The organism is Flavobacterium sp. 40-81 (assembly GCF_001898245.1).
GTDB lineage: Bacteria > Bacteroidota > Bacteroidia > Flavobacteriales > Flavobacteriaceae > Flavobacterium > Flavobacterium inviolabile.
This window is the reverse complement of the sequence record NZ_MKTM01000033.1, coordinates 75,053-92,852: the sequence shown is the minus strand read 5'-3', so window position 1 is coordinate 92,852 and position 17,800 is coordinate 75,053. Positions and strand designations below refer to the sequence as shown.

Here is a 17,800-nt window from a genome sequence, read left to right as displayed (position 1 = left end):
AAAGTTTTGTTCGGATATTAGAACTGTAAGCTTACAGTTAAATCAAACTCATCGTTGATCGCTTTATCTCCGATAGAACTGAAGATAGAACCAGAGTTGTACTCAATTCCGTATTTAGTTCTGTCAATTTTGAAGCTTGTTGTAGCCGTGTTTCCTTTTACAACGATATCAAAAGTTACAGGGTTTGTTTTATCTTTAATTGTTAAATCAGCAGTTACAGTATAAGTATCGTTTCCTTTTTCAGCGATAGTTTTGAAAACCAATTTAGAAGTTGGGAATTTTTCAACACCAAAGAAATCATCTGCTTTTAAGTGACCGTCTAAACCAGCTTTAGATTTTCCGGTTACGTCTGTTGCACTAATGGTAGTCATGTCTACAGTGAAGTTACCACCTTTTAATTTTTTTCCTTTGAAAACTAAAGCGCCTTCTTTTAAGTTGATTGTTCCTTCGTGCTGACCGGTTACTTTTTTACCAACCCAGTTGATAGTACTTTTAGAAGCATCTACTTTTTTTGTTTGAGCTGAAGCTGATAATGTACCTAAAGCTACTACTAATGCTAATGCAATTGATTTTAAATTTTTCATTTGATTTTAAAATGGTTTTAATTAATTGATTATAAATTGATAAATAATTCTTCGTTTGATTTTCTCACTTTTGCATAATGCTGTGTAGCATCTTCTTCATGACGGTATCCTAAAGTTGCAATAAGGGAAGCGTTTAATCCTTTTTCGGTTAGTCCAAGAATTTCGTTCACTTTTGCCGGCTCAAAACCTTCCATTGGCGTTGCATCAATTTTTAAAGAAGCAGCAGCAGTTAAAAGGTTGCCTAAAGCAAGGTAAGTTTGTTTTGAAGTCCAGATATTTCTGGCTTCTTCTGATAAAGCGGTAAGGGTGGTTTTCATAAAATCACCATAACCCTGGATGCTTTCCATAGGAATGTTTCTTGTCGCTACGATATTATCCATAAAAGCGTCGATTTGCTCGGTACCAAAATTAGTAATGTTTGCAAATACTACTAAATGAGAAGCGTCAACAATTTGTGATTGTCCCCAGGCAGCCGGTTGTATTTTGGCTCTTAATTCCAGATCTTCAACGATAAATATTTTGTATGGCTGTAAACCATAAGACGAAGCACTCAGGCGGATCGCTTCTTTGATTGTTTCTAAATCTTCGTTAGAAATTTTTTTTGCAGCATCAAATTTCTTTGTTGCATAACGCCATTTCAGCGTGTCTATTAAATTACTCATATAAGTATGTTTCAAAAATTAACGGTTCTGTATTTTTCTAATAAATCATTTAATTGTTCCAATTCGTCTGTTGTGAGATTCTCTGAAAAAGCAGCTTCATGCTGTTCCACTTTCGGATCCAGTTCTTCTAATAAATCCATTCCTTTTGGCGTAATGGTCACTTCCATTTTTCGTCGGTTATCCGGACAAACTTCGCGGGTAACCAGGTCTTTCAGTAATAGTTTGTCAACAAGACGGGTGGTGTTACTGGTTTTCGCAAGCATGCGTTCCTGTATTACACACATATTGGTTGGTTTGGCCTTCTGACCTCTCAAAATTCGCAATACATTATATTGTTCACTTGATAATTCATAAGGTTTTAATACCTCAGCGAATTTCTCTGAAACCAAGTTTTGAGTGTACAAAATATTCAGCACTGTTCTTTTGCCCAGTGATAAAGCTTTTGTAGATTTGATGATGTCTTCGATTTTCATTGCGTTATTAAATTTGTTGGTACAAATGTAGTAATGTTTTTAATTGTATATACAAATGTTTGTTTAATTTTTTGTTAAATTTATTTCGAAGGCTGTTATAATGCTTAATTTTAGTGACCTAAACCAATATTCTAAATGAAAAAAACAATCATTATGCTGGCTGTTTTCAGTTTTATTTCCTGTAAAAAAGAAGTCAAAACAGAAGTCAAAACAGAAGAAAAAGCAGTCACAGAAACAGCAGCAGCTACGCCAAAACCATTAAAAATATATGAAAAAGACGGGGTTAAAGTAAAATCGTTTGACTTTAACGGACTGGAGCCTTTATTAAAAAAAGATAACGATACTACCTATGTGGTTAACTTTTGGGCAACTTGGTGTGTACCCTGTGTAGCAGAACTGCCGCATTTTGAAAAGCTGAATGCCGATTATAAAGATAAAAAAGTAAAAGTACTGCTGGTAAGCCTTGACATGCCGCAAAAAGTGGAAAGCAACCTTTTGCCTTTTATCAAAAAAAAGAATATGCAATCGGAAATCGTGTACTTAAACGATCCGGATGCGAATGCCTGGATTTCCAAAGTTGATACCGCCTGGTCCGGAGCAATTCCGGCAACAGTGATTTATAAAGGGGATAAACGTAAGTTTTTTGAACAATCGTTTACTTATGAAGCTTTACAGAAAGAATTACAATCCATCATGAATTAATTAACCAGATTTATACATTTATATGAAAGCAATTAAATTTTTAGGATTAGCACTTGTCATCGGAGTTATGAGTGCATTTACATTAATAAAGCCGGCTGAAGGCTATAAAGTAGGGGATATCGCTACCGATTTCAGCCTGAAAAATGTAGACAACAAGAAAGTATCGTTAAAAGACTTTTCGGCTGCAAAAGGTTTTATCGTAGTGTTTACGTGTAATCATTGTCCTTATGCACAGGCCTATGAAGACCGGATTGTTGCTCTGGACAAAAAATACAAAAAACTGGGATATCCGGTAATTGCCATCAATCCGAACAACCCTGCAAAACAAAAAGACGACAGTTTCGAATTAATGCAGGTGAGAGCCAAAGAGAAAAACTTCACCTTCCCGTATTTATTGGATGAAGGACAAAAGATCTATCCGCAGTATGGCGCTACCAAAACACCTCATGTTTATATTTTACAAAAAACAAAAGCCGGAAATCAGGTAAAATACATCGGAGCAATTGATGATAATTATGGTGATGAAAAAGCAGTAAAAGTAAAATATGTTGAAAATGCTGTGGATGCGTTACTAAAAAACAAAGAAGTAGCGGTAAAAGAGACCAAAGCGATCGGATGTTCAATAAAAGCGTAATAATAGCTTTGATGATTTAATGTTAAATGTTTTTTCAATACATTTGAACTTTAAACCTCGAACAAACTATATGGACATTACACAAGAAAAATGGTGGTCTGAAGCACAACAGGATGAAAATGCAGTTATCCTGGACGTTCGCACCGTAGATGAATGGAATCAGGGAATTATTCCCGGAGCTGTTAACATCGATATTTACAAAGGACAAGGCTTTATTTATCAGGTTGATGAATTGGACAAATCCAAAAACTATTATATCTACTGCCGCTCGGGCGGACGTAGCAGCCAGGCCTGCAGTTTAATGCAGCAATTGGGTTTTACCAATACGTATAACCTTATTGGCGGTATTATGGACTGGGCCGGACCGGTAGTCATGCCGGAAGAATAACAAAAACAAAAAAGGGACTTTATATTAAAGTCCCTTTTTTTATGCTGCAGCCGCTGATTAAAAATTAGGGCTCAGGTTATATTTCTTGTAGAAGTTGTCCAATACATCAAGTACCTCATCTTCGTTGTCCACAATCTTGATAAGATCCAAATCGGCCGGATTGGCATTGGCATGTTTTTCAACAATTACATTTTTAATCCATTCGAATAAACCGGACCAGAAATCTTTACCAACCAGGATAATCGGGAATTTTCCGATCTTTTTGGTCTGGATAAGCGTGATTGCTTCAAACAGTTCGTCCAAGGTTCCAAAACCTCCCGGCATTACTACAAATCCCTGTGAGTATTTCACAAACATAACTTTACGCACAAAGAAATAATCAAACTGTAAGTTCTTATCTCTGTCAATATACGGGTTGAAATGTTGTTCAAAAGGCAGTTCAATGTTTAAACCCACAGAAGTTCCGCCGCCAAAATGAGCACCTTTATTTCCGGCTTCCATAATTCCGGGACCACCACCGGTAATAACGCCATATCCGGCTTTACTGATTTTATAGGCGATACGTTCCGCTAATAGATAATATTTGTCTTCCGGCTTTGTTCGGGCAGAACCAAAAATAGATACACAAGGTCCCATACGGCCCATTGCTTCGTATCCGTTTACAAACTCGGACATAATTTTAAAGATTGCCCAAGAGTCATTGGTTCTTATTTCGTTCCAGGTTTTTTGCTTGAATTTATCCTGTATTCTGTCGTCTTCATTTTCAAATTGATCTTTCATCATGTTCTCTTTTATCTTTTAAAAAATTATATAATCGTTTCTATAGTGTGCTAAAATGGCAATCCGATAGCGGTTCAGCTGGTATAACCATTTGAATAAATAATACCACTATTTATTGGATGTGTCAGTTACTGTAAGTAGAAGTGTTGTTGGTGTTCTATTTCTTAAAACTTTTAACAGCTTTCAGGAATAATATGCTAAAACTATTATCTTTTTGGAATGTAAACAAATTTGGAGCTTGTTTTTTTTACTATAAATTGTAAAAAAAGGATTTTGTTTTGGTAACGGATTGGTATGTAGTTGTTTGAGGCGGTATTCAAACCGGTTAGGAAACGATTGTGTTTTTCGTGTAAAACGGTAAAAACCGGAAAAACTGTTAAATGTTTTATAACAGTTTTTCCGGTTTTTGAGGAGCTTTATATGGGACTGGTATTATTCCATTGCATCGGTTACCGACTTGCTGTCGACAAATTGTTCGAATGCAATAACCTTTTTATTGTGGAGTTTCCAGATGTGTGTTACCCGTGCCGTAAAAGGTTTTCCGGTTTTTTTATTCACTCCGGAATAGGTACCGTAAGCGGCAACCCGGTCACCATCGGCAATATAATCCTCAATGGTTAGCTTGTAGTCGATCCATTCGGATGCAAGCCTGTCGAACACATTTTTTTTGACGGCTTCAAAACCGATATAGGTTCCGGCATAGGGAAAACCGGCCGCTTCTGTCCATCGGGCATCCGGAGCCAAGGCTAAGGCCGTATTTTTTCCGTTTTGTTCCGAACTTCCGCCTTCATAGGTGCTTTTTATTATTTCGAGATTTGTCATCGTATTGTGATTTTGGCAACCGGCCGTCAGCAAAAGAAGTATCAGACCGGTTTTAAAAGGGAATAACATTACTTAATAAATTCAAATTTTCCGTCCACGAAAAGGGAAGAACGTCCGGCTTTGTCACTTTTCGGATCATGGAATGACCAGAATGCCTTTACGGTTCCGTTTTGTGTATCAATAAGCTGGCTAACCGTAAAACCGTCTTTTTCAATCCAGTTCAGGAAGTGAAGGTTGTCGGTTAATTTCTGATAATGCATTTTTTCATCGCCTTCGGCTGTTTTCCCGGCCGTATCGGTCGTTTTCCAATGCAGTATCGAATCGTTTTCATAGTATACTTCGGCAGTCATTTCCGGGAAGGTAATTTTTCCTTTATGACCGATCAATGTATAATCTGCCGTTGGAATGACTGTTGTTACAGGTTCTGCCTTTTTAGTACAGGAGCAAAGCAGCAGTGTAGGGCATATAAACAGAATTAGTTTTTTCATACGATCAGCTTTAAAATTCAGGATTACCATTTCATTTCGCCTTTGTTCACTTTGGCACCAATTTGAAGGGCAATGTCAAAAGTAGCCTCAGGATAGTGTTTTTTCATGGCATTAATCAGTTCTTCCGATGATTTTGTTTGGGCAACTTCTGCTTCATAGGTTTTTAAATAGGCAATGTCATATTCTACAGAGGCTACCGAAAAAGCCGCTCCGTTTTTTGCATGGGCAGGAATCACAATTGCCGGATGAAGGGCTTCTATTTTTTCCAGAATGGAGATCCAGTTGGCACGGGCTTCTTTGGTTTGTGAATCAGCTGTCCATAGGTGAAAAGTGTTTCCAAACACATTGATTCCGCCCACAACGGCTTTAACAGAAGGAATCCAGACAAAAGTACGTTCCGGAAATGCTTCCAATCCGTATATTTCCAGTTGGTGGCCTTCCAGGGTAATGCTGTTACCTTTTAAAACCTGTGGCAGTACTATATTTGAAGTTAAAGCCGCTCCCAATCGTTCACCCCAGACATCCAGTTTTTTCTGCGCTGTTTTTTGGATATGCTCAACAGTAAGCGGTGTGGCATAAACGGTTACTTCCGGGAAGTATTTTTTGAAAACTTCCAATCCGAAATAAAAGTCCGGATCGCCGTGGCTAACATAAATAGTGGTTAGTTTTTTGCCACTGGCTTTTATCTCTTTGGCAACGATTTCTGCATCGGCAAGTGTGAATTGAGCATCAATTAAAACCGCATCGGTTTTACCGCTTATAATTACAGAGGCTACTCCAAAACTATTTTCGGAGGCATTGTACACTTTAAATTGTAACGTTTTGGCGTCAATAGTTTTAACGCTTTGTGCTTGTGTTTCCATAATATTGAAAATATTGGTTATTAAAAATAAGAATGTAAAGAGGTGTTTTGAGTTCATGTATTGGTCCTTAAAAATTACAATACAAAGCTACATTCATCCTATAACCAAAAAATTGAACAAGTTCAATAAATGAAAATACAGTATTATAATTTTGAAATCTTCTTTCGGATTTTACTGAGGAACTCATGCGAGATCCCTAAATAGGCGGCTATTTGCAAGTTAGATAATCGTTGGGCTAAGTGCGGGTATTTTTCTATAAAATCCAGATAACGTTCATCGGCGGTTTTACTCAGGTTGCTGATCATTCTGCGTTGTAATGCCACATGTGTTTTCTGTGTCATGATCCGGAACAGTTTTTCCGTTTTCGGAAATTGCTCATATAGCAGTTCTTTCTCTCTTTTTGAAATTAAGAGTACTTCGCTGTCTTCCAGTGCTTCAATAAACAGGGAAGCCGGTTTTTCATTGGTAAAGCTGTCAATATCGGTAATCCACCAGCCTTCAATGGCAAAATAAAGAACATGTTCCACACCTTCATTGTTAATATGATATACTCTGAAACAGCCTTTATTGACGAATCCTTCAAACTTGCAGACCTCACCCTGGCGTAGCAGAAATTCCTTTTTTGGAATCTTTTTTAAGTCAAACGGTTTACATAATTGTTCCAGTTCCGTATCGGAAATTGCAATATGGCTTTTAATGTTGTTTTTAAGCAGGTCGTACATAGACAGAAAGATTGTATATAAAGTTACAGAAAAATAGCATTGATTATTCCGGTTCTATCATTTTCCAGGTTTCTAATGCCCAATCGATATCTTCAGGTTCATCAAAATACAAGGCAAGTTGTATAACCTGATTATCAATTATAGAAAAACCGTAAACAACGCCATATTCTTTTTCGTCGTCTTTTTCGGAAACCAGATAGCCTGTTCTTAAAACACGATTGTCGGAAAACTCAAAAGTTTCCAGTGTCTGATCAAAATTTTGATCCCTATTTGCAATAAGCTGTTTGTGAGTATGGTAAATTTCCTCTTTACTTTTTCCCTTTTCATTCCAAATGGCAAGCCGGACAGATTTGTCACCAGTAGTATAAAATAGGTCGCCGTTATCTTCGATACTGCGCTCAAACAGGTTGTTGATTGTAAGCGTCCATTCATTGGTGAGTTTGTGCATAACGGGATAATCGTCTTCTAACTCAAAATCGGTAACCCTGTACCATTCCGAATCATCATCTGTTCTCTCATAAACAGCACCTATACCTTTTAATAAAATGGATTGTAGCGAAGGATCGACTTTGAGAATACTGGAAGGATTGTATATTCCTGTATTATTCGGATCGTTTATATAATCGTCTGTTTCAAAACCTGTAAAAATCCTCCAGCCGCTATCTTCCGGCCGGGTTCTTTTTTCCCGGTACATAAACCTTGGTTTTATATTTTGATCGGTAACCATTTTTGAAACCATTAATCCGCCTATAGGAGGGAAGCTGTCAAAGTTTTCTTCTTCCTGCCTTTTTTCAAAAAATTTCATTTGTGAGCGTTTTTTAGGGTTATGTAATTTCCTATTGACGTAAATGTACAAATTTAGCCAGCACTCCATAAAAAAAGCAGCGTATCGCGCTGCTTTAAAAATATATAGTACGGTTGTTATAGATGCAATTCCTTTTTAAGGAACTGAGCGGTATAACTCTTTTTGTTTTTAACGACTTCTTCCGGAGTGCCTTTAGCGATCAGCTGTCCACCGCCTTTTCCGCCTTCATAACCGATATCAATAATATAATCGGCCAGTTTGATAACGTCCATATTATGCTCAATAATAAGCACAGTATTGCCTTTATCGACCAGTTTGTTAATAACTTCCATTAAGACCCGGATGTCTTCAAAATGCAAACCTGTAGTGGGTTCATCCAGGATATAAAAAGTATTCCCGGTATCTTTTTTAGACAATTCCGTAGCCAGTTTGATACGTTGTGCTTCACCGCCCGAAAGGGTTGTGCTTTGCTGTCCTAAAGTGATATATCCCAAACCAACATCCTGTATGGTTTTGATCTTACGGTATATTTTCGGAATGTTCTCAAAGAAAGGCACTGCTTCATCAACGGTCATCGCTAATATATCGGAAATGGATTTTCCTTTATAGCGTATTTCAAGTGTTTCCCGATTAAAACGTTTTCCCTGACAGGTTTCACATTCCACATATACATCCGGAAGGAAACTCATTTCAATAGTTCTCACACCCGATCCTTCACAGGTTTCGCAACGCCCGCCGGACACATTAAAGCTGAAACGTCCCGGTTTGTAACCGCGGATCATTGCTTCCGGTGTTTGGGTAAACAGGGTTCTGATTTCTGAAAAAACATCGGTATAGGTTGCCGGATTCGAACGTGGTGTACGCCCGATCGGACTTTGGTCGATATCAATTACTTTATCAATATGCTCCAAACCTTCAATTTTTTTATACGGTTGTGGTTTTTTAACCGCATTAAAAAAGTGCGCATTCAAAATAGGGTAGAGCGTTTCATTAATCAAGGTCGATTTTCCGCTTCCGGAAACTCCGGTCACGCAGATCATTTTACCCAATGGCAGTTCTATGGAAACATTTTTAAGATTGTTTCCGGTTGCTCCGGTTAATTTTAAAACCTTGCCATTACCTTCACGGCGTACTTTCGGAACGGCAATTTCCATTTCGCCATTCATATACATAGCCGTTAGTGTCTTTTCTTTCAGCAATTCCTTTGGCGTGCCTTTGCTGATAATTTCACCGCCAAAGCGGCCGGCTTTCGGACCGATATCAATCACATAATCGGCACGTTCAATCATATCCTTGTCGTGCTCTACAACAATAACGGAATTTCCGATATCGCGCAATTGCTCCAGCGAACGGATTAAACGCTCATTATCCCTTTGGTGCAGTCCGATACTCGGCTCATCCAGAATATACAGGACACCGACAAGCTGTGAACCAATTTGTGTTGCTAAACGGATACGCTGTGCCTCACCGCCGGAAAGCGATTTGGAACTTCTGTTCAGCGACAGGTAATTTAAACCCACGTCGACTAAAAAGCTCAGACGGGCTTTTATTTCTTTGACAATCTCAACAGCGATTGCTTTTTGTTTTTCGTTCAGGTGAGGAGTCAGGTTTTCAAACCAGTCACTCAACTCGTCTATATCCATTGAAGAAAGCTCTCCAATGTTTTTTTCATTGATTTTAAAATAAAGGGCTTCCTTTTTAAGTCGGGTTCCCTGGCATTCCGGACAATTAACCTCATCCATGAATTCCTTTGCCCAGCGTTTTATAGAAGCCGAATCGCTTTCGTCAAACTGATTTTTGATAAAATTGGAAATACCTTCAAAATCAATCTTATAATCTTTGGTGATTCCCATCACTTTGGAAACAACGGAGAACTTTTCGTTTCCGCCGTTTAAAATCATATCCATGGCTTCCTGCGGAATTTTCTCTATCGGGTCGGTTAATTTAAAACCGTATTTTTCACCAATAACTTCGAGCTGTTTGAATATCCAGGAGTTTTTTTGCTCACCTAAAGGGGCAAAACCACCGTTTTTAATGGATAATTTCGGATTCGGGATAATCTTGTTCAGGTTTACCTCATTTACTGTTCCCAAACCGTTACAATGGTCACAGGCTCCTTTTGGAGAGTTGAATGAGAAATTGTTTGGCTCTGGATTCGGGTAGGAGATACCGGAAGTAGGACACATTAAGTTTCGGCTGAAATAGCGTACTTCCTGGCTTTCCTGCTCAATGATCATCATGACGTCTTCACCGTGATACATCGCTGTTTTGATGCTTTCGGTTAAACGTTTGTCATTGTCTTCCGTATTTTCAATGGCCATACGGTCAATCACAATTTCAATATCGTGTGTTTTGTAGCGGTCCACTTTCATACCGAACTCCAGATCGCGGATTTCACCGTCAACACGCACTTTTACAAAACCCTGTTTGGAGATCTGCTCAAACAACTCGCGATAATGTCCTTTACGGGAACGGATAATCGGTGCTAAAATATTGATGCGCTTTCCTTCGAAGTTTTCATGAATTAGCTGTTTGATCTGCTCATCGCTGTAGCTCACCATTTTTTCGCCGGTATTATAACTGTATGCCTCACCGGCACGGGCATAAAGCAGACGAAGAAAATCGTAAATTTCCGTAATTGTCCCTACCGTGGAACGCGGACTTTTACTGGTTGTTTTTTGCTCGATAGCAATTACAGGAGATAAACCGTCGATCTTATCCACATCAGGACGTTCCAGACCACCCAAAAACTGACGGGCATAGGCTGAAAAAGTTTCGATATAACGGCGTTGTCCTTCTGCATAGATCGTATCGAAAGCCAATGACGATTTTCCGGAACCGGAAAGACCGGTAACAACCACCAGTTTTTCACGGGGAATAATAACATCTATATTCTTTAAATTATGCGCTCTGGCGCCTAATACTTCAATGGTTTCTTCTGTGTTCAGCATATAAAAGTTGTGCAAAACGCAAAGGTACTGTTTTGAAATTTAATTTGATACGGAGAATAAGAAGAAATTTTGTTTAAAAAGTTAATAAATAGCATTACCTGGATTGACTTAATATTGTTATTATAAAAAGCGCTGATGGCTTATGCTGTCAGCGCTTTCTTTGCCTGTTCTCAATATAATCCTCAATAGCTTTTTTGGTCGTTAACCAGTTACGGCCTTCCTTATAAGCATCAATTTTTCCCTGACGGGCTAACAGGCTGATATATTCCTGCCCATAAGGAACATCGGGCTCCTGAACCAGGTTTGTGATTTCCTGAAAATCATAATCGTTGTCCGGCAACGAACCGATATAAATATTTAAAGTTCTTTCCACAGCCTGGCACATCAGTAAAATCAGCTTTTTATAATTGCCGTTATTGGCCTGATTGAGTGCTTCATAATATTTTTTCCGGTCGTTTTTCAGAATGATGGCAGGAGGAAAGCCCTTTCGCATCAGTAATAAATTCATTGCCAGGCGCACTGTTCTTCCGTTGCCGTCAAAAAAAGGATGGATCCAGACAAATTTATGATGAAAAATAGCCGCCAGCTCAATATCGTTGAGACCTAACGGATTTTGTATCACAAATGTTATCAGTTCTTCCAGCAAATCGGAAACTTTGTTTGCATTTGGCGGAACAAAATTTGCCCCGGAAATGCGGACACCACCATTTCGTAACCGGCCGGCATATTCATCCTCAATGGAGCGCATGACCAGCTGATGAAGTGACAGTATATCTTTACTGCTGATTGTATAATCGTTTTTGGCAATGTCATAAAGATAATGAATGGCATTCTCGTGGTTTTTGGCTTCAAAATGTTCCCGGAGTGATTTTCCCTTAATGGTGATTCCTTCCTGAAGTACCATTTGTGTTTCCCGTAGGCTTAGCGTATTGCCTTCAATACTATTGGAGTTATAGGTCCATTCTATGGATAAGGCTTCCTTGATTTTTTTCAAAGCAATTTCAGGCAATGGTCTGCTGTTTTTCAGAATTGCTTTTTTTTCATACAATCTATCGAAAGTAGCTTGAAATTCAGGCTTATATGTCACATCAATTTTCCACATACCACAAATATACAAAAATCGGATGGTAAAAAAATACACCCTATCCGATAATAAGCTATTCTATCCGCATGTCTTTTAGTTTTTCTCTGTAGCTTTCGAGTACTTCAATTTTGGAGAGATAACCCAGGTATTTTTTGTCTTTCAGTACCAAAAGTATATCGGTATGGTTACTGTCAAATTTATCCATTACGGTTTCCATGATTTCATCATAGCAGATGATTGCTTCCGTTTTCAGGATAACATCGCTTAAAGCGGTATATTTTATCTGGAAAGGTTTGAAGACAATGTTTCTGATTTTATCAAAATCCACAATACCAAGCAATTCCTCGTTTTCATTCAGGACCGGGAAGATCGTTTGTTTGGTGGTGGAAAGAAGTTCGATAACATCTTCCAGTTTGGCATGTGCGGTGATGGTTCGGAAATCATCCCGGATGTGTTTGGACAATTCTATAGAGGAAAGAATATTTTTGTCTTTATCACTTGTAAAAACCTGCCCTTTGTCGGCAAGATTTTTAATATCCATCGAGTGGATTTCCATTTTTTTGGTAATCGCAAAGCTAATGGACGAAACAATCAGCAAAGGAACCATTAAGGCATAACCGCCGGTAATTTCCGCAATAAGGAAAATAGCGGTTAACGGCGCATGAAACAAGCCGCTCAATACACCGGCCATACCAACAATTGTAAAATTGCTGATAGGCAGATTATGGGATAAACCGATAAGGTTAAACAATTTTGCAACGAAAAAGCCCAGATAGGAGCCAACAAATAAGGAAGGCGCAAAATTACCGCCATTACCGCCGCTTCCAAGCGTTAATCCCGTAGCAAAAACCTTAATCATCATGGTTGCACCAACAAAAAGTATCAAAACCCATTCGTTATCCTTAAACGGATTCAGGAGGGTATTTTCGAGTAATTTCTCCGGATTCCCGTTGGAAAGTGCTTTAATACTTTCATACCCTTCCCCGAATAGTGTCGGGAAAAAGAAGATCAGTATTGCCAATGCCGAAGCACCAACGATCGCTTTTTTATAGGTTTTGTTTTTATACCGGTCAAAAAAGTGTTCCACTTTCCGGAACGTACGGGCATGGTAAACCGAAACGAGTCCTGCAAAAATACCGATGATAATATAGTAAGGAATATTGTGATAATCAAAGCTAAGCTGTTGGTGAAACGACAGCAGAATATCCTCTTTTAAAAGCACATTGGTCACCAAAGCACCCGTTGCGGCAGAAATCATGATCGGGATAAAAGCCGTCACACTCATGTCGGCTAAAATCACCTCGATGGCAAACAAAACGCCGGCTATAGGAGCGTTAAAAGCCGCAGCAATACCGGCGGCAACACCACAGGCAAGCAATAACGTCCGGTCTTTATAGCTCAGGCGGTATTTCTGGGCATAATTGGAACCAAAAGCCGCTCCGGTAATCGTAATCGGGGATTCCAGTCCTGCCGAACCACCCATACCTACGGTAAGAGAACTTGTAATGATCTGGGCATACATTTGCTTGCGGGGCATGATTCCCGACTTTTTTGCCACAGCAATCATGATTTGTGAAGTCCCTTTTTCGATACTGCCGTCAAGGAATTTTTTAATAACAAATGCCGTCAGTAAAATCCCGGCAATGGGAAGGATACTGTTACTATACGGTAAATGTAAAATTCCGTCGATATAATTGGCAAAACGAAAAACGGAATGCGAAAAGGTCTTTAAAACAATTACCGCTAATGCCGATGAAATACCCACTAAAACACAGGATAAATAAATAAACTGACGGTTGTTTAAGATGGATTTTAAAAAGAACAAAGTGGCTTCTAAACGCTTGAAGTTTTTTCGGAAAAACAAGGTTATAGGAGAAACTTTTTTAGTTGGCATTTTAGAGAAAATTTAGGTGAATTTGTTATAAAAACTTTGAAATGCTAAAATACGCCTTTTGAATAACTCTGTTTTTAAAAACTTCATAAATTTTTCAGTGCTTCCCTTTTGCTTAATGGTTTTAGTGTGGTTGCTGCCACAAATGTTTTCACGGCTTCGGGATTCGTTTTGGCATATTCCCGCAATGCCCATCCGATCGCTTTTTGTATAAAGAACTCTTTTGATTCAGCATGTTTCCGGCACAAAGAAAAGAGTAAAGCGGCATCAGTTTTTGACTTATAACCCAATTGGAAAAGAATTGCAGAACGATTGAGCCACATGTTTTCCGAATCGGAAAAAGCGGTAGTAACTGCCGGAATCGCTTCCGGGTATTGTATAAGATAATTGCCCAGCAAATATTTGGCAAGAAAGTCAACGGTATCCCACCAGGAATTAGTTGTGATCACCTTTTCGATTAACGCAATGTCCTCTTTCAGATACTTGTTTTTAAGCTCTTTTTCCAGGATTTCGATAGCAACATAATGCAGTTCCCTTTTATCTTTATTGAATAGTTCCCAGCCGATTTCCCGTGCTTTTAAGGCTACTTCTTCCTTGTGCTGTTTCCAGATTTCTTTGGTAATGGCTTTTCTGGACGTAGCTTTTATGCCATAATAGCTAAAAAGGTTTTTCATATACGCTTCCATTGGCAGGGCAATTTCAGCAGCGGCATTCCCGGAAAATGATTTTTCTAAATCAGTTATGAAAGTCATGGTTTATCTGTGTTAATTTGGTGGCGGCAAAATGGCGTAATTCTTCAAAGAAAAGCGTAAACTCTTTTTCAAAATCAGTATAAAATTCCTGTAATTCTTTTACGGAGTTTTGCATACCGGAACGGTTTTTTGTGCGGTGGTCCATCTGGAAAAGGATAGTCCCGATACCTTCGATGGTAGCATAGCTAACCAGCCAGTTCCGGCCAATCATATAAGGCATCAGTCCTTTTGTTTTTTCCGTTAGCTCATCATAATGCACTTCAAGGGAATTATAAAAAGCCGCAACATATTTTTCCAGTTCAACATCAGCATACACTTGCCAGTTCTTAGCGAGAAAATGATCGTAAAAAACATCGATTATCACGCCCGAATAATGACCGTAAGCTTCATGAAGACGATGCTTGCTTTTTCTGAAAACGGGATGGGCATCAGTAAAAGTATCGATAGCGCGATGCAATAAGATGCCTTTCTGGATCTCCGGGTTGAAATTTTTGTATTCGTTGCCGCGAATACCATCGGCCATAAAGTTGCCAATTTTGATCAAATCGTTATTTCCGGACAAGTATATGTGCGCTAAAAAATTCATCTGTAATCGGGTTTATGTAAATGTAATAATTACTTTTGGAAAAAGATATTTTTAATGAAGGCATTGCCAAACTTAACCGCTCTTCGATTTTTTTTAGCACTATTTGTAGTCCTTTTTCATATCCCGCAATTTTGCAGAAACCAGGAAATTCCTTTTTTTGACGCTTTATCCATATTTCATAAAGGTAAAGAAGCGGTATATGTTTTCTTTTCTTTAAGCGGATTTTTGATTATCAGGCAGGTATATATCGAAAAAAAAGAAACCGGTTCCATTTCACTTCCGAAATTTTACATGAAGCGAATTTTAAGGATTTTTCCATTGTATTACCTGATCCTGTTTACAGGCTTCTTTTATTACCGTTTTTTATTGCCGCAGTTAGGCTATGATTTTGAAAGCAATTATAACCTTTTGGAAGGGATATTGCTTTCCGTATTCTTTTTGCCCAATGTATTCGGCAATTTGTATCATCCGGGTGGAATCATCGAAATACTTTGGTCTATCGGTATAGAAGAACAGTTTTACTTATTTATTGCACCGGTTATGTTATGGGTAAAAAGAAACTACATACTGCCGGTTTTAGCCGGTTTTACGATTGTTTATTTTGCGGTTTTCTTTTCGGATCTATTACCGCAGCTGTATCAGTTTAAAATGTACTTTTTTTATTTCTCGTCAAGCGGTCTGGCATCCGTTTTAATGCTGGATAAAAAGGTGAACGGAAAAGGAGTAAAGGCGGCAGCGCTGCTGTTGCTCGTGATGATGACAGCCTATTTTACCACCAGTATCTTTATCGATAATTTATCAGAAATGGGATATCACTTGTTCAGCATGATACTGTTTGCCGTATTTCTGTCTGCAATTTGTCAGGTTCCGTTTTCATTCCTGGAGCACCGCATCATGAAATATTTAGGAACCATTTCCTATGGCATTTATATGTTCCATGCCATAGCAATGCAGCTTGTCGGATTGGTGTTTATCAAGCTTATCTCTAATATGGGATTACCGGATACCATACAGATTTTACTTTTTAACACGCTGGTAATTGTGCTGACTATTTTATTTGCCGGCATATCCTATCGTTATTACGAATCGTATTTTCTCAGATTAAAAAAGAATTTTCGATAAAAACCGGAGCCGGTAACCTCGTGGCAAGCCACAACTTTTTTATATTTGTAAACATTTTAAAAATAAACATTGAAACCCTGAATTTATATGACATTAATAAAATCAATTTCCGGAATTAGAGGAACTATTGGCGGAAAAGTAGGTGATAACCTGACACCGGTTGATGCGGTTAAATTTGCATCGGCTTACGGGACTTTTCTGAAACAAAACAGTACAAAAGAAAAACTGACGGTTGTAATTGGTCGTGATGCCCGGATTTCGGGTCCGATGATTCACAACCTGGTTGTCAATACGTTAATTGGTTTGGGAATTGATGTTATCGATTTAGGCCTGTCAACAACACCTACAGTTGAAGTAGCGGTACCATTGGAAAAAGCGGATGGCGGAATTATCCTGACAGCTTCGCATAACCCGAAACAATGGAATGCCTTAAAACTATTGAATGAAAAAGGCGAATTTTTAAGCGGAGCCGATGGTGCCAAAATTTTAGAAATTGCCGAACAGGAAGCTTTCGATTTTTCCGATGTGGATAGCTTAGGTGTAATTACCGAGAACGATGCCTATATGGACATCCATATTGACGAAGTGCTGGACTTACCTTTAGTGGATGCGGAAATCGTTAAGAAAGCCGGATTTAAAGTTGTCGTAGACGGTGTGAATTCTTCAGGTGGAATCATTATTCCGAAGCTATTGGAACAAATGGGTGTAGAGGTTGTAGAACTTTACTGTGAACCAAACGGACATTTCCCGCACAATCCGGAGCCTTTAAAAGAACATTTGGGCGATATCTGCGAATTGGTGGTTAAAGAAAAAGCAGATTTCGGTATCGTAGTTGACCCGGATGTTGACCGTCTGGCATTTATTTCAAACGACGGAGAAATGTTTGGAGAAGAATACACGCTTGTAGCGGTAGCCGATTATGTATTGAGTAAAACACCCGGAAATACCGTTTCCAATATGTCTTCTTCAAGAGCATTGCGCGACATCACAAACAAACACAACGGAAACTACGAAGCGAGTGCGGTTGGTGAAGTGAATGTAGTGGAACTGATGAAAAAAAACAATGCCGTGTTGGGGGGCGAAGGTAACGGCGGAATCATTTATCCGGAATTACATTACGGGCGTGATGCTTTAGTGGGTGTTGCTTTGTTCCTGACGTATTTAGCCAACCAGGAGAAAACTGTAGCAGAATTGAGAGCCGGATATCCGCAATATTTTATGAGCAAAAACAAGATTGAATTAACACCGCAGATCGATGTTGATGCCATCTTAAAAGCAATGACGGAAAAATATAAAAATGAGAATATTTCAACTGTTGACGGTGTCAAAATAGACTTCGCAACCGATTGGGTACACTTGAGAAAATCCAATACCGAACCGATTATCCGTATTTATACAGAAGCGCCAACGCAGGAACAGGCAGACAGCCTTGCCCTGAGAATTATTGACGAGATCAAAGCGATAGCCGGAATATAAAAATAAAACCCTGAG

At 38.8% G+C, this 17,800-nt stretch carries 19 protein-coding genes; 5 read left to right on the top strand and 14 right to left on the bottom strand.

Annotated elements, in window-relative coordinates; genetic code table 11:
* Window positions 1-17 precede the first annotated feature (17 nt).
* The 3 genes from BGO42_RS13560 to BGO42_RS13550 are packed head-to-tail and all read right to left on the bottom strand — an operon-like array spanning window position 18 to window position 1,719.
* Entirely contained in the window at window positions 18-584 is a 567-nt protein-coding gene (locus BGO42_RS13560; RefSeq protein ID WP_177734084.1) for a YceI family protein, read from the bottom strand.
* A gap of 29 nt (window positions 585-613) precedes the next feature.
* The gene (locus BGO42_RS13555; RefSeq protein ID WP_273244863.1) at window positions 614-1,246 is read right to left on the bottom strand and encodes an NAD(P)H-dependent oxidoreductase; all 633 of its coding nucleotides are present in this window, start codon (window positions 1,244-1,246) and stop codon (window positions 614-616) included.
* 11 nt (window positions 1,247-1,257) lie between these two features.
* Window positions 1,258-1,719, bottom strand: a complete 462-nt coding sequence (locus BGO42_RS13550; RefSeq protein ID WP_177734088.1) for a MarR family winged helix-turn-helix transcriptional regulator — start codon at window positions 1,717-1,719, stop codon at window positions 1,258-1,260.
* Between the two features lie 135 nt (window positions 1,720-1,854).
* Here BGO42_RS13550 and BGO42_RS13545 point away from each other — a divergent pair, with 135 nt between their 5' ends.
* The 3 genes from BGO42_RS13545 (at window position 1,855) to BGO42_RS13535 (ending at window position 3,443) form a co-directional block, all read left to right on the top strand.
* On the top strand, window positions 1,855-2,421 hold the full coding sequence (locus BGO42_RS13545) for a TlpA family protein disulfide reductase (RefSeq protein ID WP_273244865.1): 567 nt from the start codon (window positions 1,855-1,857) through the stop codon (window positions 2,419-2,421).
* A gap of 22 nt (window positions 2,422-2,443) precedes the next feature.
* Window positions 2,444-3,055 carry a thioredoxin family protein gene (locus BGO42_RS13540; RefSeq protein ID WP_177734092.1) on the top strand — a complete coding sequence of 204 codons (612 nt, stop codon included), beginning with the start codon at window positions 2,444-2,446 and terminating at the stop codon, window positions 3,053-3,055.
* A 70-nt stretch (window positions 3,056-3,125) separates the two neighbouring features.
* Window positions 3,126-3,443 (top strand): rhodanese-like domain-containing protein, encoded by a 318-nt coding sequence (locus tag BGO42_RS13535; RefSeq protein WP_177734094.1) that lies wholly within the window; start codon window positions 3,126-3,128, stop codon window positions 3,441-3,443.
* Between the two features lie 57 nt (window positions 3,444-3,500).
* Here the strand turns inward: BGO42_RS13535 and BGO42_RS13530 are convergent, their stop codons facing one another.
* From BGO42_RS13530 to BGO42_RS13480, 11 genes are all read right to left on the bottom strand, one after another.
* The gene (locus BGO42_RS13530; RefSeq protein ID WP_394353044.1) at window positions 3,501-4,223 is read right to left on the bottom strand and encodes an LOG family protein; all 723 of its coding nucleotides are present in this window, start codon (window positions 4,221-4,223) and stop codon (window positions 3,501-3,503) included.
* A gap of 432 nt (window positions 4,224-4,655) precedes the next feature.
* On the bottom strand, window positions 4,656-5,045 hold the full coding sequence (locus tag BGO42_RS13525; protein WP_273244869.1) for a nuclear transport factor 2 family protein: 390 nt from the start codon (window positions 5,043-5,045) through the stop codon (window positions 4,656-4,658).
* 68 nt (window positions 5,046-5,113) lie between these two features.
* On the bottom strand, window positions 5,114-5,533 hold the full coding sequence (locus BGO42_RS13520; protein ID WP_273244871.1) for a MoaF-related domain-containing protein: 420 nt from the start codon (window positions 5,531-5,533) through the stop codon (window positions 5,114-5,116).
* Window positions 5,534-5,556: 23 nt separating this feature from the next.
* Complete coding sequence (locus tag BGO42_RS13515) at window positions 5,557-6,396, bottom strand: MBL fold metallo-hydrolase (protein ID WP_273244873.1); 840 nt, start codon at window positions 6,394-6,396, stop codon at window positions 5,557-5,559.
* A 143-nt stretch (window positions 6,397-6,539) separates the two neighbouring features.
* Complete coding sequence (locus BGO42_RS13510; RefSeq protein WP_273244875.1) at window positions 6,540-7,118, bottom strand: Crp/Fnr family transcriptional regulator; 579 nt, start codon at window positions 7,116-7,118, stop codon at window positions 6,540-6,542.
* 43 nt (window positions 7,119-7,161) lie between these two features.
* A complete protein-coding gene (locus BGO42_RS13505; RefSeq protein WP_273244877.1) occupies window positions 7,162-7,923 on the bottom strand; it encodes a DUF2185 domain-containing protein in 762 nt (253 codons plus the stop codon).
* Window positions 7,924-8,039: 116 nt separating this feature from the next.
* The gene (uvrA, locus tag BGO42_RS13500) at window positions 8,040-10,874 is read right to left on the bottom strand and encodes an excinuclease ABC subunit UvrA (RefSeq protein ID WP_177734105.1); all 2,835 of its coding nucleotides are present in this window, start codon (window positions 10,872-10,874) and stop codon (window positions 8,040-8,042) included.
* Window positions 10,875-11,022: 148 nt separating this feature from the next.
* The gene (locus tag BGO42_RS13495; RefSeq protein WP_273244879.1) at window positions 11,023-11,976 is read right to left on the bottom strand and encodes a Fic family protein; all 954 of its coding nucleotides are present in this window, start codon (window positions 11,974-11,976) and stop codon (window positions 11,023-11,025) included.
* Window positions 11,977-12,031: 55 nt separating this feature from the next.
* Window positions 12,032-13,852: a chloride channel protein gene (locus tag BGO42_RS13490; protein WP_273244880.1), complete on the bottom strand. Its 1,821-nt coding sequence runs from the start codon at window positions 13,850-13,852 to the stop codon at window positions 12,032-12,034.
* Between the two features lie 83 nt (window positions 13,853-13,935).
* The gene (locus tag BGO42_RS13485) at window positions 13,936-14,601 is read right to left on the bottom strand and encodes a DNA alkylation repair protein (protein ID WP_218618717.1); all 666 of its coding nucleotides are present in this window, start codon (window positions 14,599-14,601) and stop codon (window positions 13,936-13,938) included.
* Window positions 14,585-15,187 carry an acyl carrier protein phosphodiesterase gene (locus BGO42_RS13480; RefSeq protein WP_273244882.1) on the bottom strand — a complete coding sequence of 201 codons (603 nt, stop codon included), beginning with the start codon at window positions 15,185-15,187 and terminating at the stop codon, window positions 14,585-14,587. The genes BGO42_RS13485 and BGO42_RS13480 overlap by 17 nt, the downstream gene beginning before the upstream one ends.
* 54 nt (window positions 15,188-15,241) lie before the next feature.
* Between BGO42_RS13480 and BGO42_RS13475 the strand changes: the two genes are divergently transcribed.
* Both BGO42_RS13475 and glmM read left to right on the top strand, forming a co-directional pair.
* Complete coding sequence (locus BGO42_RS13475) at window positions 15,242-16,309, top strand: acyltransferase family protein (protein WP_273244884.1); 1,068 nt, start codon at window positions 15,242-15,244, stop codon at window positions 16,307-16,309.
* Window positions 16,310-16,396: 87 nt separating this feature from the next.
* A complete protein-coding gene (glmM, locus tag BGO42_RS13470; protein WP_177734126.1) occupies window positions 16,397-17,785 on the top strand; it encodes a phosphoglucosamine mutase in 1,389 nt (462 codons plus the stop codon).
* Window positions 17,786-17,800 lie beyond the last annotated feature (15 nt).